Source organism: Neobacillus thermocopriae (assembly GCF_010975035.1).
GTDB classification, from domain to species: Bacteria; Bacillota; Bacilli; order Bacillales; family Cytobacillaceae; genus Neobacillus; species Neobacillus thermocopriae.
Genome location: NZ_JAAIUV010000016.1, coordinates 53,557 through 74,032, shown reverse-complemented (window position 1 = coordinate 74,032; position 20,476 = coordinate 53,557). Strand labels below are relative to the sequence as shown.

Annotated in this window: 23 protein-coding genes, 1 rRNA gene and 2 other annotated features; all 24 genes read left to right on the top strand. The window is 38.6% G+C overall.

Translation table 11 applies throughout. The features are described 5' to 3' along the window. Positions 1 to 10: 10 nt before the first annotated feature. The 24 genes from rrf (at position 11) to G4Z05_RS11065 (ending at position 20,368) form a co-directional block, all read left to right on the top strand. A 5S ribosomal RNA gene (rrf, locus tag G4Z05_RS11180) occupies positions 11 to 127 on the top strand. A gap of 435 nt (positions 128 to 562) precedes the next feature. Beyond that, a complete protein-coding gene (locus tag G4Z05_RS11175) occupies positions 563 to 1,024 on the top strand; it encodes a CtsR family transcriptional regulator (RefSeq protein WP_163251967.1) in 462 nt (153 codons plus the stop codon). Positions 1,025 to 1,047: 23 nt separating this feature from the next. Then, on the top strand, positions 1,048 to 1,599 hold the full coding sequence (locus G4Z05_RS11170; RefSeq protein WP_163251966.1) for a protein-arginine kinase activator protein McsA: 552 nt from the start codon (positions 1,048 to 1,050) through the stop codon (positions 1,597 to 1,599). 2 nt (positions 1,600 to 1,601) lie between these two features. After that, positions 1,602 to 2,672: a protein-arginine kinase McsB gene (locus G4Z05_RS11165; RefSeq protein ID WP_163251965.1), complete on the top strand. Its 1,071-nt coding sequence runs from the start codon at positions 1,602 to 1,604 to the stop codon at positions 2,670 to 2,672. A gap of 15 nt (positions 2,673 to 2,687) precedes the next feature. After that, positions 2,688 to 5,129 carry an ATP-dependent protease ATP-binding subunit ClpC gene (gene clpC, locus G4Z05_RS11160; RefSeq protein ID WP_038538377.1) on the top strand — a complete coding sequence of 814 codons (2,442 nt, stop codon included), beginning with the start codon at positions 2,688 to 2,690 and terminating at the stop codon, positions 5,127 to 5,129. 107 nt (positions 5,130 to 5,236) lie between these two features. Further along, positions 5,237 to 6,616, top strand: coding sequence for a DNA repair protein RadA (radA, locus tag G4Z05_RS11155; protein ID WP_163251964.1), 1,380 nt, complete (start codon positions 5,237 to 5,239; stop codon positions 6,614 to 6,616). 337 nt (positions 6,617 to 6,953) lie between these two features. After that, the gene (locus G4Z05_RS11150; protein WP_163251963.1) at positions 6,954 to 8,042 is read left to right on the top strand and encodes a PIN/TRAM domain-containing protein; all 1,089 of its coding nucleotides are present in this window, start codon (positions 6,954 to 6,956) and stop codon (positions 8,040 to 8,042) included. A gap of 60 nt (positions 8,043 to 8,102) precedes the next feature. Further along, positions 8,103 to 8,798, top strand: coding sequence for a 2-C-methyl-D-erythritol 4-phosphate cytidylyltransferase (gene ispD / locus G4Z05_RS11145; RefSeq protein WP_163251962.1), 696 nt, complete (start codon positions 8,103 to 8,105; stop codon positions 8,796 to 8,798). Positions 8,799 to 8,834: 36 nt separating this feature from the next. Continuing rightward, positions 8,835 to 9,314 carry a 2-C-methyl-D-erythritol 2,4-cyclodiphosphate synthase gene (gene ispF / locus G4Z05_RS11140; protein ID WP_163251961.1) on the top strand — a complete coding sequence of 160 codons (480 nt, stop codon included), beginning with the start codon at positions 8,835 to 8,837 and terminating at the stop codon, positions 9,312 to 9,314. A 195-nt stretch (positions 9,315 to 9,509) separates the two neighbouring features. Then, on the top strand, positions 9,510 to 10,967 hold the full coding sequence (gltX, locus tag G4Z05_RS11135; RefSeq protein ID WP_163251960.1) for a glutamate--tRNA ligase: 1,458 nt from the start codon (positions 9,510 to 9,512) through the stop codon (positions 10,965 to 10,967). Between the two features lie 45 nt (positions 10,968 to 11,012). Beyond that, positions 11,013 to 11,278, top strand: a binding site (T-box leader). A gap of 70 nt (positions 11,279 to 11,348) precedes the next feature. Beyond that, positions 11,349 to 12,017 (top strand): serine O-acetyltransferase, encoded by a 669-nt coding sequence (cysE, locus tag G4Z05_RS11130; RefSeq protein ID WP_038538394.1) that lies wholly within the window; start codon positions 11,349 to 11,351, stop codon positions 12,015 to 12,017. After that, positions 11,998 to 13,395 carry a cysteine--tRNA ligase gene (cysS, locus tag G4Z05_RS11125; RefSeq protein ID WP_163251959.1) on the top strand — a complete coding sequence of 466 codons (1,398 nt, stop codon included), beginning with the start codon at positions 11,998 to 12,000 and terminating at the stop codon, positions 13,393 to 13,395. The genes cysE and cysS overlap by 20 nt, the downstream gene beginning before the upstream one ends. A 4-nt stretch (positions 13,396 to 13,399) precedes the next feature. Next, entirely contained in the window at positions 13,400 to 13,825 is a 426-nt protein-coding gene (locus tag G4Z05_RS11120; RefSeq protein WP_163251958.1) for a Mini-ribonuclease 3, read from the top strand. Then, positions 13,822 to 14,565 (top strand): 23S rRNA (guanosine(2251)-2'-O)-methyltransferase RlmB, encoded by a 744-nt coding sequence (gene rlmB, locus G4Z05_RS11115; protein ID WP_163251957.1) that lies wholly within the window; start codon positions 13,822 to 13,824, stop codon positions 14,563 to 14,565. Before G4Z05_RS11120 ends, rlmB begins: the two co-directional genes overlap by 4 nt. 2 nt (positions 14,566 to 14,567) lie before the next feature. Next, positions 14,568 to 15,077, top strand: a complete 510-nt coding sequence (locus G4Z05_RS11110) for an NYN domain-containing protein (protein WP_163251956.1) — start codon at positions 14,568 to 14,570, stop codon at positions 15,075 to 15,077. 94 nt (positions 15,078 to 15,171) lie between these two features. Next, positions 15,172 to 15,798: an RNA polymerase sporulation sigma factor SigH gene (sigH, locus tag G4Z05_RS11105; RefSeq protein WP_163251970.1), complete on the top strand. Its 627-nt coding sequence runs from the start codon at positions 15,172 to 15,174 to the stop codon at positions 15,796 to 15,798. Positions 15,799 to 15,904: 106 nt separating this feature from the next. Further along, entirely contained in the window at positions 15,905 to 16,051 is a 147-nt protein-coding gene (rpmG, locus tag G4Z05_RS11100; RefSeq protein WP_081905110.1) for a 50S ribosomal protein L33, read from the top strand. 41 nt (positions 16,052 to 16,092) lie between these two features. Continuing rightward, positions 16,093 to 16,275, top strand: a complete 183-nt coding sequence (gene secE / locus G4Z05_RS11095; RefSeq protein WP_038538411.1) for a preprotein translocase subunit SecE — start codon at positions 16,093 to 16,095, stop codon at positions 16,273 to 16,275. A 131-nt stretch (positions 16,276 to 16,406) separates the two neighbouring features. After that, positions 16,407 to 16,940 carry a transcription termination/antitermination protein NusG gene (gene nusG, locus G4Z05_RS11090; protein ID WP_038538414.1) on the top strand — a complete coding sequence of 178 codons (534 nt, stop codon included), beginning with the start codon at positions 16,407 to 16,409 and terminating at the stop codon, positions 16,938 to 16,940. Between the two features lie 207 nt (positions 16,941 to 17,147). Further along, a complete protein-coding gene (rplK, locus tag G4Z05_RS11085) occupies positions 17,148 to 17,573 on the top strand; it encodes a 50S ribosomal protein L11 (RefSeq protein WP_038538417.1) in 426 nt (141 codons plus the stop codon). 254 nt (positions 17,574 to 17,827) lie between these two features. Then, a complete protein-coding gene (gene rplA / locus G4Z05_RS11080) occupies positions 17,828 to 18,526 on the top strand; it encodes a 50S ribosomal protein L1 (protein WP_038538420.1) in 699 nt (232 codons plus the stop codon). Between the two features lie 61 nt (positions 18,527 to 18,587). Continuing rightward, positions 18,588 to 18,722: a sequence feature (ribosomal protein L10 leader region), on the top strand. A gap of 33 nt (positions 18,723 to 18,755) precedes the next feature. Then, the gene (gene rplJ / locus G4Z05_RS11075; RefSeq protein WP_038538423.1) at positions 18,756 to 19,250 is read left to right on the top strand and encodes a 50S ribosomal protein L10; all 495 of its coding nucleotides are present in this window, start codon (positions 18,756 to 18,758) and stop codon (positions 19,248 to 19,250) included. Between the two features lie 57 nt (positions 19,251 to 19,307). Further along, positions 19,308 to 19,673, top strand: coding sequence for a 50S ribosomal protein L7/L12 (gene rplL / locus G4Z05_RS11070; RefSeq protein ID WP_038538427.1), 366 nt, complete (start codon positions 19,308 to 19,310; stop codon positions 19,671 to 19,673). A 95-nt stretch (positions 19,674 to 19,768) separates the two neighbouring features. Then, positions 19,769 to 20,368 (top strand): class I SAM-dependent methyltransferase, encoded by a 600-nt coding sequence (locus G4Z05_RS11065; RefSeq protein WP_163251955.1) that lies wholly within the window; start codon positions 19,769 to 19,771, stop codon positions 20,366 to 20,368. The last annotated feature ends 108 nt before the right edge of the window (positions 20,369 to 20,476 follow it).

Sequence of the window (20,476 nt, the reverse complement as noted above, 5' to 3'; positions counted from 1 at the left end):
ATTAAATAGGTCCGGTGGTAATGGCGAGAAGGTCACACCCGTTCCCATACCGAACACGGAAGTTAAGCTTCTCAGCGCCGATGGTAGTTGGGGCGAAAGCCCCTGTGAGAGTAGGACGCTGCCGGGCAAAAAAGAACAACCAATTTTGGTTGTTCTTTTTTTATAATAGTAAAATACCTTTTCTACTTCAAAAAGGGTCAGCAAAAATCTCCTAGAGACGAGACGTTAACATAATCCTCAAACGATCAGTTCACATCCATTTGACTTTTAATGGTTCAAGTTACTTTTGGGAGTAGATTTTATGCTCCTGTATATTGAGATTTTTCATTTCGAATCATTTTTTTGCAATCACTGTCTATATTCTCATTCAGAATCTTCTCTTTCAAACAAAGTACCTCAAAAATTATATTACTCATAAATAGTAGTTTTTTCCCAAGGTTTATACGTTTTACAAGCGCGAGATTTGGAGAAAATCATAAGGAAGTGAATCGTTGCAACTCTAAAGGATTTTGAGTATAATTATAGTCAAATATAGTCAAAGTCAGATGATGGGGGTGGGAAGATGAGAAACATCTCTGATATTATTGAAAAATACTTAAAGCAAGTATTGGAAAAGAGTGAAGAGGATATTGTTGAAATAAAGCGCAGTGAAATTGCCGATAAATTTCAATGTGTTCCTTCGCAAATCAACTATGTCATCAACACCCGATTCACAATAGAACGAGGGTATCTCGTAGAAAGTAAGCGGGGCGGCGGTGGATATATACGAATTATGAAGGTTCAATCACATGATTCAGCCCAATTAATCGATCATTTGCTCTCTCTTGTACAAAATAGAATTAGTCAATCAAGTGCAGAAGATGTCATTGTTAGGCTTGTTCAAGAAGAGATTATTACAACAAGAGAAGCAAAAATTATGCTAAGTGTTATTGACCGTTCCGTGTTATATATTGATCTTCCATATCGAGATGAGTTAAGAGCAAGAATGTTAAGAGCAATGTTAACGTCCTTAAAATATAAATAGGCATCCATTAAAGGGGTGAAAACATGATTTGCCAAGAATGTAATCAAAGGCCAGCGGCACTTCATTTTACAAAAATTATAAATGGGGAAAAAACAGAGGTGCACCTTTGTGAAAAATGTGCCCAAGAAAAGGGCGAGATGTTTATATTTAATGGAGAATCGGGTTTTTCATTTAATAACCTTTTAGCGGGACTATTAAACTTCGATCCTTCTTTCCAAAAACCAAGCCAAAGTCCATTTCAGCCGGAGAAAATTCTCCATTGTGATCAATGTTCCATGACTTTTTCACAATTTTTAAAGGTTGGGCGTTTTGGATGTGCACATTGCTATAAGGCATTTGAAGAGCAGTTAAAACCAGTTTTAAGAAGGCTTCAAGGTGGAAACTGGATTCATAATGGAAAAATACCAAAAAGAATTGGCGGCGGCATTTCCCTTCGCAAACAAATCGAAGAATTAAAGATTGCTTTAAAAGAATCGATTACAAATGAGGAGTTCGAGAAAGCAGCAGAGATTCGGGATGAGATAAGGACACTAGAGAAAAAACTAGCTGCCAAAGGTCAAGAAGGAGGGGAGTAGAAATGTCGCTCGAACGATTTTTAAATCAGACAATCAGCTCATGGATGAGTGAGGAAGGTCCTGATTCGGATATTGTTCTTAGTTCGCGAATACGTTTGGCAAGAAATATAAAGACATATAAATTTCCCACATTATTTACACATGAAGAAGCTAAAAAGATTATTTTTGAAATGGAAGAACTGTTAAGAAACTCTAATTTTTCAAGATTTGGTCATCTGGAGCTATTAAAAATTGATGAAATGCAACCTTTGCAAAAGAGGGTATTAGTTGAAAAACATTTAATCAGCCCACATTTAGCTGAAGATTCTCCACATGGTGCGGTACTTTTATCAGAAAATGAAAAAGTTAGTATTATGATTAATGAAGAAGATCATATTCGAATTCAATGTTTGTATCCGGGACTACAGTTACTCGAGGCCTTAGCAGCTGCAAATGTTATTGATGATTGGCTTGAGAGTCATATTCAATATGCATATGATGAAAACCATGGCTACCTAACAAGCTGTCCGACTAATGTAGGTACTGGTCTTCGAGCCTCTGTAATGATGCACCTTCCAGGTTTAATCTTAACCCAGCAAATCAATCGCATAATCCCTGCAATTAATCAGTTAGGATTTGTAGTCCGGGGAATTTATGGTGAAGGTAGCGAAGCCCTAGGAAATATTTTTCAAATCTCTAATCAAATTACATTAGGGAAATCAGAAGAGGACATGTGCAGAGACTTAATGGGAGTTGTCAGCCAGCTTATATCCCAAGAAAGATCAGCACGGGACGCATTACAAAAAACTTCTAACATACAATTAGAAGACAGAGTGTTTCGTTCGTTAGGGATTTTAACAAATAGCCGAATTATCGAATCGAAAGAAGCTGCTCAATGTCTTTCAGATGTTCGGCTTGGGATTGATATGGGGTATATTACCAACATGTCAAAAACAATTTTAACGGAATTAATGATTTTAACTCAACCAGGGTTTCTACAGCAATATGCAGGAGGCCCTTTAAGACCTCATGAAAGAGATATTAGACGCGCAGCTTTAATACGAGAACGATTAAAAATGGAATCTGAAAAATAGGTGAGGAGTGATAGTATGATGTTCGGCCGTTTTACCGAAAGAGCTCAAAAAGTGTTGGCTTTGGCTCAAGAAGAAGCAATCCGTTTAGGACACAATAATATTGGAACGGAGCATATCTTATTAGGATTAGTCCGCGAAGGAGAAGGAATTGCTGCAAAAGCTCTGAAAGGTCTTGGATTAGGGTCAGATAAAATTCAAAAAGAAGTTGAAAATTTAATTGGCAAAGGGCAAGAGTCTTCACAAATCATACACTATACTCCAAGAGCCAAAAAAGTAATCGAGCTATCTATGGATGAAGCCCGTAAATTAGGACATTCTTATGTAGGAACAGAACATATTCTCCTTGGTTTAATCCGTGAAGGGGAAGGGGTTGCTGCTCGCGTCCTTAATAACCTTGGAGTCAGCTTAAACAAAGCGCGTCAACAAGTGCTTCAATTATTAGGGAGCAATGAATCTGGAGGGCATCAAGGTGGTACATCAGCTAATGCCAATACACCAACACTGGATAGCCTTGCAAGAGATTTAACCGCTATCGCCCGCGAAGGAAGCTTGGATCCTGTCATTGGCAGAAGTAAAGAAATCCAGCGCGTGATTGAGGTACTTAGCCGTAGAACGAAAAATAATCCTGTATTAATCGGGGAACCAGGTGTAGGTAAAACCGCTATTGCCGAAGGTCTTGCCCAGCAAATTGTTAATAATGAAGTACCGGAAATCCTTCGTGATAAGCGAGTTATGACTCTCGATATGGGTACGGTAGTAGCTGGAACCAAATACCGTGGGGAATTTGAAGATCGTTTGAAAAAAGTGATGGACGAAATTCGTCAGGCAGGAAATATCATTTTATTTATCGATGAGCTTCATACTTTAATTGGTGCAGGAGGAGCGGAAGGCGCTATTGATGCATCCAATATTTTAAAACCATCACTTGCCCGTGGAGAGCTTCAATGCATTGGTGCAACTACTCTTGATGAATATCGAAAGTATATCGAAAAGGATGCTGCCCTAGAGCGTCGCTTCCAACCAATTCGTGTCGATGAACCGACCATTGAAGAATCAATTCAAATTTTACAAGGATTACGTGACCGATACGAAGCACATCACCGAGTTTCAATTACTGATGAAGCGATTGAAGCAGCTGTCAAGCTTTCAGATCGATATATCTCTGATCGTTTCTTACCGGATAAAGCCATTGATTTGATTGATGAAGCTGGATCAAAAGTACGCTTGCGCTCTTATACTACACCTCCAAATCTAAAAGAGCTCGAAGTGAAGTTGGAGGAAGTTCGAAAGGAAAAGGATGCAGCTGTTCAAAGTCAGGAATTTGAAAAAGCAGCTTCATTAAGAGATACAGAACAGCGCCTGCGTGAACAGTTGGAAGAAACGAAGAAGAGTTGGAAAGAAAAGCAAGGGAAAGAAAACAATGAAGTTACCGTTGAAGATATTGCAGCAGTGGTTTCAAGCTGGACCGGGATTCCTGTCTCCAAGTTAGCAGAAACAGAAACTGCAAGATTACTTAACTTAGAAGAAATCTTGCATTCGAGGGTAATTGGACAGGAGGAAGCAGTGAAGGCTGTTGCTAAGGCGGTACGTCGTGCAAGAGCTGGATTAAAGGATCCAAAACGTCCAATCGGTTCCTTTATCTTCCTTGGACCAACTGGTGTAGGTAAAACCGAACTAGCCCGTGCCCTTGCTGAAGCAATGTTTGGTGATGAGGATTCTATGATCCGGATTGATATGTCAGAGTATATGGAGAAGCACTCTACATCTCGACTTGTTGGGTCACCTCCTGGATATGTGGGTTATGAAGAGGGCGGACAATTAACAGAAAAAGTTCGCAGAAAACCATACTCTGTCATCCTGCTGGATGAAATTGAAAAAGCACATCCAGATGTATTTAATATTTTACTGCAGGTGCTTGAAGATGGCCGCTTAACTGATTCAAAAGGAAGAACAGTGGATTTCCGCAATACGGTTCTTATTATGACTTCAAATGTTGGAGCAGAATCATTAAAACGAAATAAATATGTGGGATTCAATATCCAAGATACCAATCAAGATTACAAGGATATGAAGGGTAAAGTTATGGAAGAGTTGAAAAAAGCCTTCCGTCCTGAATTCTTGAACCGGATTGATGAAATTATTGTCTTCCATGCGTTAGAGAAGAAGCATCTTCAAGAGATTGTTACTTTATTATCAGAGCAGTTAATTAAGCGATTAAAAGAGCAAAATATTTCCATTGAATTGACAGATGCGGCAAAAGAAAAGATTTCTCAGGAAGGATATGATCCTGAATATGGAGCAAGACCGCTTCGTCGGGCGATTCAAAAGCATATTGAGGATCGGCTTTCTGAAGAATTGCTTAAAGGTAAAGTATTAACAGGTCAGCATGTCATTATTGATATTGAAAATGGAGAATTTACAGTTAAAACAGCTGAACAAACAAGCTTAACTAAATAAGTTAGTAAGTACTGGAAGACATTGCTTGCGTTATGAACAACAATTGGAGGTACACGTGAATATGGAATGATCGTGTACCTCTTTTTTATTCAGAAAGGACGACTTTTATGGCTAAACGGAAAACTAAATTTATATGTCAAGAATGCGGCTATGAATCACCAAAGTGGATGGGAAAATGTCCCGGATGTAGCCAATGGAATAAAATGGTCGAAGAAGTAGAGGTAACCGGTGCAGCGAGAAGGGGGGCATTTACTCACTCTCAAGGGTCTACCATTCTTACTAAACCTACACCTATTACTTCGATTGAAACCGTAAATGAGCCTAGAATTCTAACAGAATTAAATGAATTTAACCGCGTCTTAGGCGGAGGTGTGGTAAAAGGTTCACTTGTATTAATTGGTGGGGACCCTGGTATTGGAAAATCTACCTTGCTCTTGCAAGTATCCTCACAGCTAGCGAATAAAGGCCATTTGGTATTATACATATCCGGGGAAGAATCATTAAGGCAAACAAAGCTTCGAGCAGAGCGATTACACATTGCTTCAAATAATTTATTTGTCTACTCTGAAACAAATTTGGAAGAGATTAATCGGACGATTGATAGTATTAATCCTAGCTTCGTCATCATCGATTCCATTCAAACAGTATTTCACCCTGATGTAACCTCTGCTCCGGGCAGTGTCTCGCAAGTCCGTGAATGCACGGCCGAGTTAATGCGAATTGGCAAAACAAAAGGAATTGCTATATTTATTGTAGGTCATGTAACTAAAGAAGGATCCATCGCTGGGCCGCGGCTGCTCGAGCATATGGTTGACACCGTTCTATACTTTGAAGGAGAGAGACATCATACATATCGTATATTAAGGTCTGTAAAGAATCGTTTTGGCTCGACAAATGAAATGGGAATATTCGAAATGAAGGAATTTGGACTGGAAGAGGTAGAAAACCCATCAGAAATTTTTCTTGAAGAACGATCACGGGGGGCTGCCGGTTCTACTGTAGTGGCTTCTATGGAAGGTACACGCCCTATTCTTGTAGAAATTCAAGCATTAGTCTCACCAACTAGTTTCGGAAATCCAAGAAGGATGGCAACTGGCGTCGACCACAACCGTGTGCCTTTATTAATGGCAGTATTGGAAAAAAGAGTAGGAATGCTATTGGCCAATCAGGATGCCTACTTAAAAGTTGCCGGAGGGGTTAAGTTGGATGAACCGGCTATTGATTTGGCCATTGCAGTAAGTATTGCATCTAGTTTTAGAGATAAGCCGACAAGAACAACAGACTGTATTATAGGAGAGGTCGGTTTGACCGGTGAAGTAAGGAGAGTATCAAGAATTGAGCAGCGAGTTCAGGAAGCGGCTAAGATGGGTTTTGAACGGATTATCCTTCCTGCAAATAATCTTGGGGGATGGACAGGGCCAAAAGGGGTTCAATTAATAGGAGTTACCTCTGTCAGTGAAGCGCTTCGGGCAGCATTAGGAGAATAAAATGAATAAAGTTCTTCCATGGTTTTAAGAGAATTCAAAAAGGATTTTGTATTCATACAAACGAAAACCAACTAAACCCTGGAAAAATATCAAATGGCAATATAGAAAGGTTTGTAAGGAAAATACAAGAGATTCAATGGATCGAAAAGCATGTAATACTGAACGTATTCAACAACAAAATATTAATACAATAGTGTTTTAAGTAATATTCAAAGGGAACATTGTTTCGTTGAACGAAGTTTATTTCAAAAAAATTACATTTTGGAAAAATAATCATGATATCAAGGTTTCATTTTTTCGAATATGTTTATAATTAATAGAAGGAGGAGGTGAAGGAATGTTAAAACGAATTGTTCAAGCATGTTTCCTCATCTTGGGTGGAACACTTGGCATCCTACTATTACCTGATTTGTTCGAACTGATTCATTTGAATGACATTCCAATGATAAATAATTCATATATGACTGCTATTTTAGGTGCTATTATTTTTTATCTTATTACCTTTTGGGCAGTAGATTATGTGTATAATTTTATTAAATGGGCAGAGGATTCCTTAGTGAAAATACCGGTGACAGATGTGTTGTTTGGCAGTGTCGGGTTGATTTTTGGTTTATTGGTTGCCTTTTTAATTAGCTTTGCCCTAAATGCCGTCCAAGTGCCGATACTAAACGCGGCAGCTCCCATTTTACTGACCTTATTATTTGGGTATCTTGGTTTTCAGGTTGGTTTTAAAAAAAGAGATGAACTTTTGGGGTTGTTTGGTAAAGGTAGCAGTAAGAAAAAGACTGCAGAAGAGGAAACAGAAAAACCTGTTATGGAAAATCTAAAAATTTTAGATACGAGTGTCATCATTGACGGGCGTGTCGCAGATATATGTCAGACAGGGTTCTTAGAAGGGACAATCGTTATTCCTCAATTTGTTCTCGAAGAATTACAACATATTGCTGATTCATCAGATGTATTAAAGCGAAATCGTGGTAGAAGAGGATTGGATATACTTAATCGGATTCAAAAAGAACTCGCGGTAAAGGTAGAAATCTATGAAGGTGATTTTGAAGACATACAAGAAGTGGATTCCAAGCTTGTAAAGCTGGCGAAAATGACAAACGGAATTCTAGTAACGAATGATTTTAATTTAAATAAAGTATGTGAACTGCAAAATGTTTCTGTTTTAAATATTAATGATTTGGCAAATGCAGTAAAACCTGTTGTTCTGCCGGGTGAGGAATTGACCGTCCATGTGATAAAAGACGGTAAGGAATATCACCAAGGTGTTGCTTATTTAGATGATGGTACAATGATTGTTGTTGAAGAAGGAAGGGAATATATTGGTAAGAGAATTGACGTGCTTGTTACTAGTGTCCTTCAGACTTCTGCAGGCAGAATGATTTTTGCCAAACCAAAATTATTAGAAAAAGCGCTATAGCATGAACACTACAAAGCGTTATTAGACGCTAGAATTAGAGAGAAAGAATGGGGTTTGATTATGGCTTACCAAGTCATTCTCCCGGCAGCTGGCCAGGGAAAAAGAATGGGTGCAGGGAAAAATAAACTGTTACTTGAGTTGAACGGTATCCCAGTATTAATTCATACATTAAAGGTGTTTGAAGAGGATGAGTTGTGTGATGGGATGATACTTGCGGTCCATCCGCAAGATTTTGAGGAATTTAATGTTTTATTGAAAAAATACAACATTCATAAAGTAACTGGATTAGTTCCAGGGGGGAAGGAACGCCAGTATAGTATATATAATGCTCTTAAGACTGTGACAAACGGGAGCATTATTTTGGTACATGATGCAGCAAGACCTTTTATCCGCAAAGAACAAATCCATCGATTAATAGAAACTGCGAAAAAAACGGGTGCTGCCATTATTGGAGTGCCGGCAAAGGATACCATGAAGAAAGTGCAAGTCGGTACAGTAGTGGAGACTGTCGAACGTTCAAGCTTGTGGGCTGTCCAAACCCCGCAAGCTTTTCGTATTTCACTCCTGCTTGAGGCTTACCAAAAGGCAGAGATGGAACGGTTTGTAGGGACAGACGACTCAAGCCTTGTTGAGCGCCTTGGTCATCCTGTTGCAATAGTAGAGGGAGATTACGATAATATTAAATTGACAACACCTGAAGATTTATACTTTGCAGAAGCGATATTAAAAAAGAGACAAGCACCTGGCACCCTCTAATGGGTACTAAGTGCAGGACAAAAAGGAGTTTTGCTAATGTTTCGAATTGGACAGGGCTTTGATGTCCATCAGTTAACAGAAGGCCGCCCTTTAATCTTAGGCGGGATTACCATTCCATATGAAAAAGGTTTGCTTGGTCATTCAGATGCCGATGTACTATTACATACTATTTCTGATGCCTGCCTCGGAGCGATTGGGGAAGGAGATATTGGGAGACATTTTCCCGATACCGATCCAAACTTTAAAGATGCCGACTCAGCCGAGTTAATGAAGCATGTTTGGAAGTTAGTTAAAGAAAAGGGCTATGAACTGGTGAATGTTGATTGCACTATTATTGCGCAAAAACCAAAGATGGCTCCATATATTGGGCAAATGAGAACTCGAATAGCTGAATTACTTGAAGCAGATGTCGAACAAATCAATGTAAAAGCCACTACTACCGAAAAACTCGGTTTTACCGGCAGAGGGGAAGGAATCGCCGCTCAGGCTGTAGTTTTACTAAAAAAACGGAGTTAAAGTCTTTTTATTACCATATTGATAGAGCGCCCTCAGGAGTATGGCTAATCTAAATTCATTAGAAAGTGAAATACCCAATTGTCAATCAACTCTTAAGTTTAATTGATAAAAAATTAGAAGCTTGGACTTTATCACTAGAATACACAATGGTAAAATAAGCAATTGAAACCATTTAAATTAATTATGGAGGCTATTATGTCAAACGAAATTCGTGTTAGATATGCTCCAAGTCCAACAGGACATTTACATATTGGAAATGCGCGTACCGCGTTATTTAACTACCTTTTTGCTCGTAATAAAGGTGGCAAGTTCATTATTCGTATTGAAGATACGGATAAAAAGCGGAACATTGAAGGCGGGGAACAAAGCCAATTAAAATATTTAAAATGGCTTGGCATTGACTGGGATGAAAGTGTCGATGTTGGTGGTGAATACGGGCCATACCGTCAATCGGAAAGAAACGATATATATAAAACCTATTACAATCAGCTATTAGAAAATGGTCAAGCATATAAGTGTTATTGTACCGAGGAAGAATTGGAGGCAGAGCGGGAAGCACAATCTGCAAGAGGTGAGACGCCGCACTATTCAGGGCGTTGCCGTCATCTAACTTCCGAAGAGCGTGAGCGTTTAGAGAAAGAGGGCCGTCAACCAAGCATCCGCATGATTGTTCCTCAAGGGAAAACTTATACCTTTGATGATATGGTTAAAGGGGTTGTTTCCTTTGAATCAGAAGGAATAGGGGACTGGGTCATTGTCAAAAAGGATGGGACTCCAACCTATAACTTTGCGGTTGCTATCGACGACCATTTAATGAAAATCTCCCATGTGCTTCGCGGTGATGACCATATTTCCAATACACCGAAACAGCTAATGGTCTATGAAGCATTTGGCTGGGAGCCACCTATTTTCGGACACATGACATTAATTGTTAATGAAAGCCGGAAGAAATTAAGTAAGCGTGATGAATCAATTATTCAATTTATTGAGCAATATGAAGAACTAGGTTATCTTCCAGAAGCATTATTTAATTTTATTGCCCTTCTAGGTTGGTCGCCGGCAGGGGAAGAAGAGTTATTTACCAAAGATGAATTTATTAAAATTTTTGATGCAAATCGCTTATCTAAATCACCTGCCCTATTTGATAAACAAAAACTGACCTGGATGAATAATCAATATATGAAAAAGGTAGAGCTGGACAGGGTTGTTGAACTTTCATTGCCACATTTGATTAAAGCAGGACGTGTAAGTGAAAACTTAACGGATGAAGAGCATCAATGGGTACGTAGCTTAGTTGCGTTACTTCAAGAAAAAATGAGCTTCGGAGCAGAAATTGTTGAGCTTTCTGAAATGTTCTTCAAAGAAAATGTGGAATTTGAGGAAGAGGCAAAAGAAGTTCTTTCCGGGGAGCAGGTTCCTGAAGTATTAAAGGCTTTTTCACAGGAACTTGATCAATTGGATCATTTTCAAGCTGATGAAATTAAAGCAGCGATGAAAGCAGTACAAAAATCGACAGGCCAAAAAGGAAAGAATTTATTTATGCCGATCCGTGCGGCTGTAACTGGACAGACCCATGGTCCAGACTTACCTCTAGCTTTAGAACTTTTAGGTAAACAAAAAGTTCAAAAGAGAATTCAGCAAATTATTAGTTAACATTATAGAAAAAATGTAATATATTAAGAGTAACTATTTATATAAGCTAAAGCGTAGATGAGGAAAAGTAGAAAAGTGATGCTTGAAAGAGAGAACCATCATCGGCTGAAAGTGGTTTAAGCCTCTCATTTTTCGAAATGCACCTCAGAGTCTCAAACCGAAAGTGAGAAATCATGAGTAGATTTGGGCGGAACCTTTCCGTTAACAAGAAAGAGTGAGGCTATGAAAGTTAGGTACACCCAATTTATAAAAGATAGGTGTACATAGAGATAGCCTAATCAGAGTGGAACCACGCACTAAGCGTCTCTGTCATTATGGACAGGGACGCTTTTTAATTTCAAACGGCTTAAACTAAGCAATATTTAGGGGGAGGAATGGCAAATGTTTAAAAGGATGAAGGAAGATATTGAAGTTGTTTTTGAACAGGATCCAGCTGCAAGAAGCTATTTGGAAGTGATCCTTACGTATTCTGGATTACATGCAATATGGGCTCACCGTATTGCGCATGCACTTTTTAAACGAAAATTCTTTTTCCTTGCCCGTGCCATTTCACAAATAAGCCGCTTTTTCACAGGAATTGAAATTCATCCTGGGGCAAAAATAGGCAGGAGATTATTTATTGACCATGGGATGGGTGTAGTAATTGGAGAAACTTGTGAAATTGGAGATAACGTAACTATTTACCAAGGGGTTACTCTTGGCGGGACTGGCAAAGAAAAAGGAAAGCGCCATCCTACGATAAAGGATAATGCATTAATTGCTACCGGGGCTAAAGTGCTTGGATCCATTACGATTGGCGAAAACTCTAAGATTGGAGCAGGTTCTGTCGTATTAAAAGAAGTGCCACCAAATTCTACGGTAGTTGGAGTTCCAGGAAAAGTTGTTATTCAAGATGGCATTAGGATCAATAAAGATTTAAATCATTGTGACCTCCCGGATCCGGTTGCTGATCGTTTTAAAGAAATGCAAGAAGAGCTGGACCGGCTAAAACAAGAACTTGCAGAATTAAAAGAAGAAAGGATAAAAGTCAATGGCCATTCAACTTTATAATACTTTGACTCGTAAAAAAGAAACCTTTGTACCGCTTGAAGAAGGAAAAGTAAAAATGTATGTTTGCGGTCCAACGGTCTATAACTATATTCATATTGGAAATGCTCGGCCGGCAATCGTCTTTGATACGGTTCGCCGTTACCTTGAATACCGAGGCTATGATGTAAAATATGTTTCTAACTTTACTGATGTCGATGATAAATTAATTAAAGCAGCAAATCAGCTTGGGGAAGATGTTCCTACATTAGCTGATCGGTTTATTGAAGCCTATTTTGCAGATGTTTCCGCGTTAGGTTGTCGTAAGGCAGATGTCCATCCACGGGTAATGGAAAATATGGACATTATTATTGAATTTATTAGTCAATTGATTGAAAAAGGTTATGCTTATGAATCAGAAGGAGATGTATATTTCCGGACGAGAAGCTTTAAAGAATATGGAAAGCTATCTCATCAATCTATTGATGAATTACGGATTGGTGCCAGAATTGAGGTAGGCGAGAAAAAGCAAGATGACCTTGATTTTGCCTTATGGAAAGCGGCAAAAGAAGGAGAAATTTTTTGGGAAAGCCCTTGGGGAAAAGGTAGACCAGGCTGGCATATTGAATGTTCCGCAATGGCGAAACAATATCTCGGGGAAACTATTGATATTCACGCCGGTGGACAGGATTTAACATTCCCGCACCATGAAAATGAAATAGCTCAATCAGAGGCATTAACTGGTAAGACCTTTGCTCGATATTGGATGCATAACGGTTATATTAACATTGATAATGAAAAAATGTCGAAGTCGCTTGGGAATTTCGTGTTGGTGCATGATATTATCCAAAAACACAATCCACAAGTACTGAGATTCTTTATGCTTTCGGTTCATTACAGGAACCCGATCAATTATAGTGAGGAATTACTGGAGAGTACTAAGGCAGCTTATGAAAGACTGACTACTTCCTATCAAAATTTAAAACATCGAAGAGAATCTAGTACAAATCTAACCGAAAATAATGAAGAATGGTTGAATAAAATTGCGGAGTTACATGGCCAATTTATAGAAGCAATGGATGATGATTTTAATACCGCAAAAGCGATCTCTGTTTTATTTGATTTATCCAAATTGGCAAATTATTATCTGATGGAAAAAAATACGGCTGTAGAAGTAATCGATGCATTTACTAATGAGTTTGAAGAACTATTTACAGTACTTGGTTTGACATTAGAAAAAGAAGAACTACTGGATGAAGAGATTGATGCTTTGATCGAAAAGCGCAATCAAGCGCGTAAAGAGCGTAATTTCCAATTGGCTGATCAAATTCGGGACCAATTAAAAGAAATGAACATCATTTTAGAAGACACTCCTCAAGGCACCAGGTGGAAAAGAGGTTAGTTCAATGCTTGATTATGAAAATACAATAGATGCTAACCAATTAAATAGCCTGGCTCTTGCCTATATGGGTGATGCTATTTATGAGACTTATGTAAGACGCCATCTTTTATATGGAGGGCAAGTTCGTCCGCATCAACTTCATCGTGAGGGAACAAAATACGTGTCCGCAAAAGCGCAGTGTAAGATATTATTTCAAATGATGGATGAACAATTGTTAAATGATGAAGAATTAGCAGTAGTAATGCGGGGTAGAAATGCCAAATCCGGAACAGTCCCTAAAAATACGGATGTCCAGACGTATCGGTATAGTACTGCATTTGAAGCGTTGATAGGCTATCTTTATTTATCGGGTAAGACAGTTCGATTAGAACAGTTGGTCCATCAAGCGTTTAATTATGTAGATCAAAGGAAAGGAGGAACGTTAGGATGAGCCAAGAATACATCGTCGGTAAAAATCCAGTTATAGAAGCATTAAAATCAAAACGGGATATTAACAAAATATTAATTGCGGAAGGGTCATTGCGCGGGCAGATGCAGCAGATTACTCAACTAGCTAAAGAAGGAAATGTGCTGGTGCAGGTAGTTCCGAAGAAAAAAATTGACCAAATAACCGATCAAAATCATCAAGGTGTCTTAGCTTTTGTCGCAGCTTACCAATATGCAGAACTGGATGATTTATTTGCTGCCGCAGAAAAGAAAAATGAACCTCCTTTTTTTCTTTTGTTAGATGAAATCGAAGATCCTCATAATTTAGGTTCTATTATGAGAACAGCAGATGCAGTAGGGGCCCACGGAATTATCATTCCTAAAAGGAGAGCGGTTGGTTTAACAGCGACAGTGGCAAAAGCTTCCACAGGGGCTATTGAATATATTCCTGTTGTCCGTGTCACCAATATGGCCCGTACCATTGATGAATTAAAAGAGCGAAGAGTATGGATTGCAGGCACGGATGCAAAAGGCAAGCAGGATTATCGACAGTTGGACGGAACGCTGCCGATAGGCTTAGTAATTGGTAGTGAAGGTCGAGGAATGGGACGATTAATCCGGGATAAATGTGACTTTTTAATTCGATTGCCAATGGTGGGAAAAGTGACATCGTTAAATGCTTCAGTGGCTGCGGCTCTTTTAATGTATGAGGTATACCGGAAACGGCACAGTCTTGAGGGATAGTCATGGATATCCTGTTAGTGGACGGATATAACATCATTGGAGCTTGGCCAGAATTAAAGGCTTTAAAGGATCGGGACCTACCAGCAGCACGTGACTTACTAGTTGAGAAAATGGCTGAATACCAAGCGTTTTCCGGTTACCGGGTTATTGTGATTTTCGATGCTCATTATGTAAAAGGTATCGAAAAAAAATATAAGAATCATAAGGTAGAAGTTATATTTACAAAAGAAAATGAGACAGCGGACGAACGGATTGAAAAGTTGGCAATTAGCCTAAATAATCGAGCAACACAAATTCATGTGGCAACTTCTGATTATACGGAACAATGGGCGATTTTTGGACAAGGGGCCCTTAGAAAATCTGCACGTGAGCTGTTATTAGAAATGTCTTCTATTGAAAAAGGCATTGAAAGAAAAGTGAAGAAAATTCAAGAAAATAAACCAGTTACCAAGATACCGATTAGCAATGAAATGGCAGAAATTTTTGAAAAGTGGCGCAGAGGATTGAAGTGATTCTCGACTTCAAAAAATTTCTAATGTATAATAGCATTATCTATGCTTGTTCGGTAGGAGGGATCTTAGGGTGAGTGCGGACTTTGGAATTAAAATGAACGAACAACTTTTGGCCATGGAAGACGAGGAGATTGTCGATTTAGTTCATCAAGGGGACAGCGATGCTTTGGATTTTTTAATCCATAAGTATCGAAACTTTGTACGTGCAAAAGCGAGATCCTATTTTTTAATTGGTGCGGATAAGGAGGATATTGTCCAAGAAGGGATGATTGGCCTATATAAGGCAATTCGTGACTTTCGTGAGGACAAGCTTACCTCCTTTAAAGCCTTTGCCGAACTTTGCATAACGCGGCAAATTATTACAGCAATTAAGACTGCGACACGGCAAAAGCACATACCGCTTAATTCTTATGTATCGCTAGATAAACCGATTTTTGATGAGGAATCTGATCGGACATTAATGGACGTACTGTCTGGCGCAAAGGTGCTTGATCCGGAGGAATTAATTATCAACCAAGAAGAATTTGATCAAATAGAAGTAAAAATGACTGAATTATTAAGCGATTTAGAACGAAAGGTTTTGACTCTTTATTTGGACGGCCAATCCTATCAAGAGATTTCTGAGGAGCTAAATCGTCACGTTAAATCGATTGATAATGCCTTGCAGCGTGTAAAAAGGAAATTAGAAAGATATCTTGAACTTCGTGAATTTTCGCTGTGAATTGTATGCGCTACCGAAACCAACAGTTTAAGAACCGAATTTTGTTTCAAGTTGACATATATTAGGGTGCATGTTACATTTTTAAGGATATATTAGGTGGCTGATTATGGGAAAAAAAGTTGTACTTGCATGTGTTTGTTGTGGTTCACGTAATTATTCCACATCTAGTAGTGACACACAAACAAAAAGACTGGAATTAAAAAAATTTTGTAAAACCTGTGGAACGCAAACTAACCACCGGGAAACGAAATAGAGAACGAGCAGTGCTATTTGATAGTTGGGGGTTAACAAGAGATGCAACGCATAACAAAATTCTTCAGTGACATTGTCCGTGAAATGAGAAAAGTAAGCTGGCCAAAACGTAGTGAACTAATTCGTTCTACAGTTACTGTTGTTACAACTGTTGCTTTTTTCGTCGCGTTTTTTGCTGTACTGGATTTAGGAATTTCAGAATTGATTCGTTTAATTCTTGAATAATAGATCGTGGTTCATGGTATAATGAGATTAATAGAGGTAGTTTTATCAAAGACCCGTGTTTACGGGTTTTTTATATTGGGAAAATCTCCGATAAAATGATAGGGAGGGACGGACGCATAAAGTCCGCATGAATGGAAAAGAATTGGTATGTGGTACACACCTACTCTGGCTATGAAAATAAAGTAAAAGCCAATTTGGAAAAACGCGTAGAATCAATGGGGATGCAAGATAAGATCTTTCGTGTAGTTGTCCCAGAAGAAGAAGAAACTGATATGAAAAATGGGAAGAAAAAAGTTGTTAAACGGAAAGTATTCCCAGGGTATGTTTTAGTGGAATTAATTATGACAGATGATTCTTGGTATGTTGTCCGGAATACTCCAGGTGTAACAGGTTTTGTTGGTTCAGCTGGATCCGGTTCGAAACCGTCTCCTTTGCTTCCGGAAGAAGTTGGTGCTATTCTTAAACGTATGGGTGTAGAGGAGAAACGTATTGATGTAGACTTTGAAATCAATGAAACGGTCCGTGTGAAGGAAGGGCCATTTGCCGATTTCACTGGTATTATTGAAGAAATGGATAGGGAAAAAGGTAAGCTTAAAGTTCTCGTTAATATGTTCGGTCGCGATACACCAGTAGAACTGGAATTTTCTCAAATTGAAAAAATATAACAGTAGAATCCTTAACTTATATTTGTAAAAAAACTTGAAATCAAGTTAAAAAAATGTTAATATTTCATAGGTCAGTATGTCTCAGGTTAGGTGCTGGGACAAGACTTTTGATAAGTTCTTTGTATTTATATAAAGACTTCAGATGAGTGGGAGGGGGCTTAGAGGTTCCCCATTAACCACATCACGGACTTTAAGGAGGTGTGTCTCGTGGCTAAAAAAGTAATTAAAGTTGTTAAATTACAAATCCCTGCGGGTAAAGCAAACCCTGCACCACCAGTTGGTCCAGCTCTTGGTCAAGCCGGTGTTAACATTATGGGATTCTGTAAAGAATTTAACGCTCGTACAGCTGATCAAGCTGGGTTGATCATTCCTGTTGAAATTACGGTGTTTGAAGACCGTTCATTTACATTTATTACGAAAACTCCTCCTGCTGCCGTATTGCTTAAGAAAGCAGCTGGGATTGAGTCTGGTTCAGGCCAGCCTAACCGTAATAAAGTAGCAACAGTAAAGCGTGACAAAGTACGCGAGATTGCGGAACTAAAGATGCCTGACCTAAACGCCGCTAGCGTTGAAGCTGCAATGCGTATGGTTGAAGGTACTGCACGCAGCATGGGTATTGTTATTGAAGACTAATCCATGTAACTGTTAATGTGTAATGAAGGGGTTGCGTAGTTTTGAAATACACGCAACCTTTTTAATGGTTAGCTGTGGCGTCAAGAGGATCCAAGCCATTAGTCAATCAATCTTGAAGGATAAAAATCTTTCATACTGGTTTGTCTCATGTCTTTTACCTCTAAATACCAAGGGAAACTTGGTTGATGACGCCTCCGCTTTTTTTGCGTGGGAGTTATTCAACGTTAAAACCACAATTTAAGGAGGAAACAAAAATGGCTAAAAAAGGTAAGAAGTATTTAGAAGCTGCGAAGCTTGTAGATCGCTCTAAAGCTTACCCAATCGAAGAAGCAATTGAACTAGTAAAGAAAACAAATTATGCAAAATTTGATGCAACAATCGAAGTTGCGTTCCGCTTAGGTGTTGATCCTAAGAAAGCAGACCAACAAATCCGCGGTGCTGTAGTACTTCCAAACGGTACTGGTAAAACTCAACGCGTTTTAGTATTTGCGAAGGGTGAAAAGGTTAAGGAAGCAGAGGCAGCTGGCGCAGATTATGTAGGAGATGCAGAATACATCAACAAAATTCAACAAGGTTGGTTTGAATTTGATGTCATCGTTGCAACTCCAGATATGATGGGTGAAGTTGGTAAACTTGGACGTGTGTTAGGTCCTAAAGGCTTAATGCCAAACCCTAAGACAGGTACTGTTACATTTGATGTAGCTAAAGCTGTTAACGAAATTAAAGCAGGTAAAGTTGAATACCGTGTAGATAAAGCTGGAAACATTCATGTTCCTATCGGTAAAGCATCTTTTGAAAACGAAAAGCTTGTTGAAAACTTTACTACTGTTTTTGAAACAATGCTTAAAGTTAAACCTGCAGCTGCAAAAGGTACTTACATGAAGAACGTAACAGTTGCTTCTACTATGGGACCTGGCGTGAAAGTAGATCCTTCTTCAGTTGCAGTTAAATAATTTGTTTGATAAAATTGGTAATTGACAAACAAAAATAGATTTTATATAATCATTTTTGTTGTTTAAATAAACATTTGTACCGTAGACAGCAGGGGCAAACATTGCTTAATAAGCCTGCCGAGGTAGTGCGATAGATAGCTATGACTATTATTTTGCCTCCATGTCTCGGTAGATATGGAGGCTTTTTATTGCTCGGTATAAATGTAGACAATCTACAGGAGGTGTCAAGATGAGCAGTGCAATCGAAGCTAAAAAACAAGTAGTTGAAGAAATCGCTGAAAAATTAAAAGCGAGTGTATCAACAGTTGTTGTTGATTACCGCGGACTTTCAGTTGCAGAAGTAACTGAACTTCGTAAACAGCTTCGCGAAGCTGGAGTTGAGTTCAAAGTTTACAAAAACACTTTAACTCGCCGTGCTGCTGAAGCAGTTGGACTTTCTGGCTTAAATGATGCATTAACAGGTCCAAACGCAATTGCATTCAGTACAGAAGATGTAGTTGCACCAGCAAAAATCTTAAATGAATTTGCGAAAAAGAACGAAGCGCTTGAACTTAAAGCAGGTGTGATCGAAGGGAATATCGCAACAGTTGAGGATGTTAAAGCACTTGCTGAACTTCCTTCTCGCGAAGGCTTACTATCTATGCTACTCAGCGTACTACAAGCTCCTATCCGCAACTTTGCGCTTGCAGCAAAAGCAGTTGCAGATCAAAAAGAAGGCGCGTAAGTTAATCAAAATCGCTATCTAATAAATTGAACGAAAAATTAAGGAGGAAAACATATCATGACTAAAGAACAAATCATTGAAGCAGTTAAAAATATGACTGTTTTAGAACTTAACGATCTAGTAAAAGCAATTGAAGAAGAATTCGGCGTAACTGCTGCTGCTCCTGTAGCTGTTGTAGGTGGAGCTGGCGCAGGTGCTGCTGCTGAAGAAAAAACTGAATTTGATGTAATCTTAGCAAGCGCTGGAGATCAAAAAATTAAAGTTATCAAAGTTGTTCGTGAAATTACTGGTCTTGGACTTAAAGAAGCAAAAGACCTTGTTGACAACACTCCAAAGCCGCTTAAAGAAGGCGTTTCTAAAGAAGAAGCTGAAGAAATCAAAGCTAAACTTGAAGAAGTTGGAGCAAACGTTGAATTTAAGTAATCTTCATAATAAAAAGCTCGCTGCATAAGCGGGCTTTTTTTGGCTACTTTAAAAATGTTCTTATATTTTATTTGTATTCCGCGTGAGGTGGATTCATGTCTGAACATTATTATTCTCGTACACAAAAGGTAGAAAGCGATCCTAAATTTTGGGATTATACTCTTAGAAAACATACGTTTCGCTTTAAAACAGATAATGGAGTTTTTTCAAAAAAAGAGGTGGATTTTGGATCCCGTCTTTTAATAGAAGCTTTCTCTATACCAGAAGTAGAGGGTCCGATACTTGATGTGGGTTGCGGTTACGGTCCCATCGGATTAGCGATAGCTAAGAGCTATAAGAATCGTATGGTGCATATGATTGATGTTAACGAGCGGGCTATTCAATTGGCGGAAGAAAATGCGTCACTTAACAGAATAGATAATGTTAGAATTTATGAAAGTGATCGTCTTTTGAATGTAGAAGAAAAAAACTTTGCAGCAATCTTGACCAACCCCCCTATTCGTGCTGGAAAAAAGATTGTTCATGATATTTTTGAACAGAGTTATGATTATCTAGCTCCGAAGGGTGAACTTTGGGTGGTTATCCAAAAGAAACAAGGAGCACCATCTGCTTTAGAAAAATTAAAAGAATTATTCTCTAGTGTAGAAATTGTTGATAGAGAAAAAGGTTATTTTATTATAAGAACAATAAAATAATTGACTTTATCAAATTGTTGTGGTAGCATTATAAAATGCCATCATAATAATTACCGGATTATTCCTATAAATACTTATTTAAAGTATAAAAGTGGAATAATAAGGAAA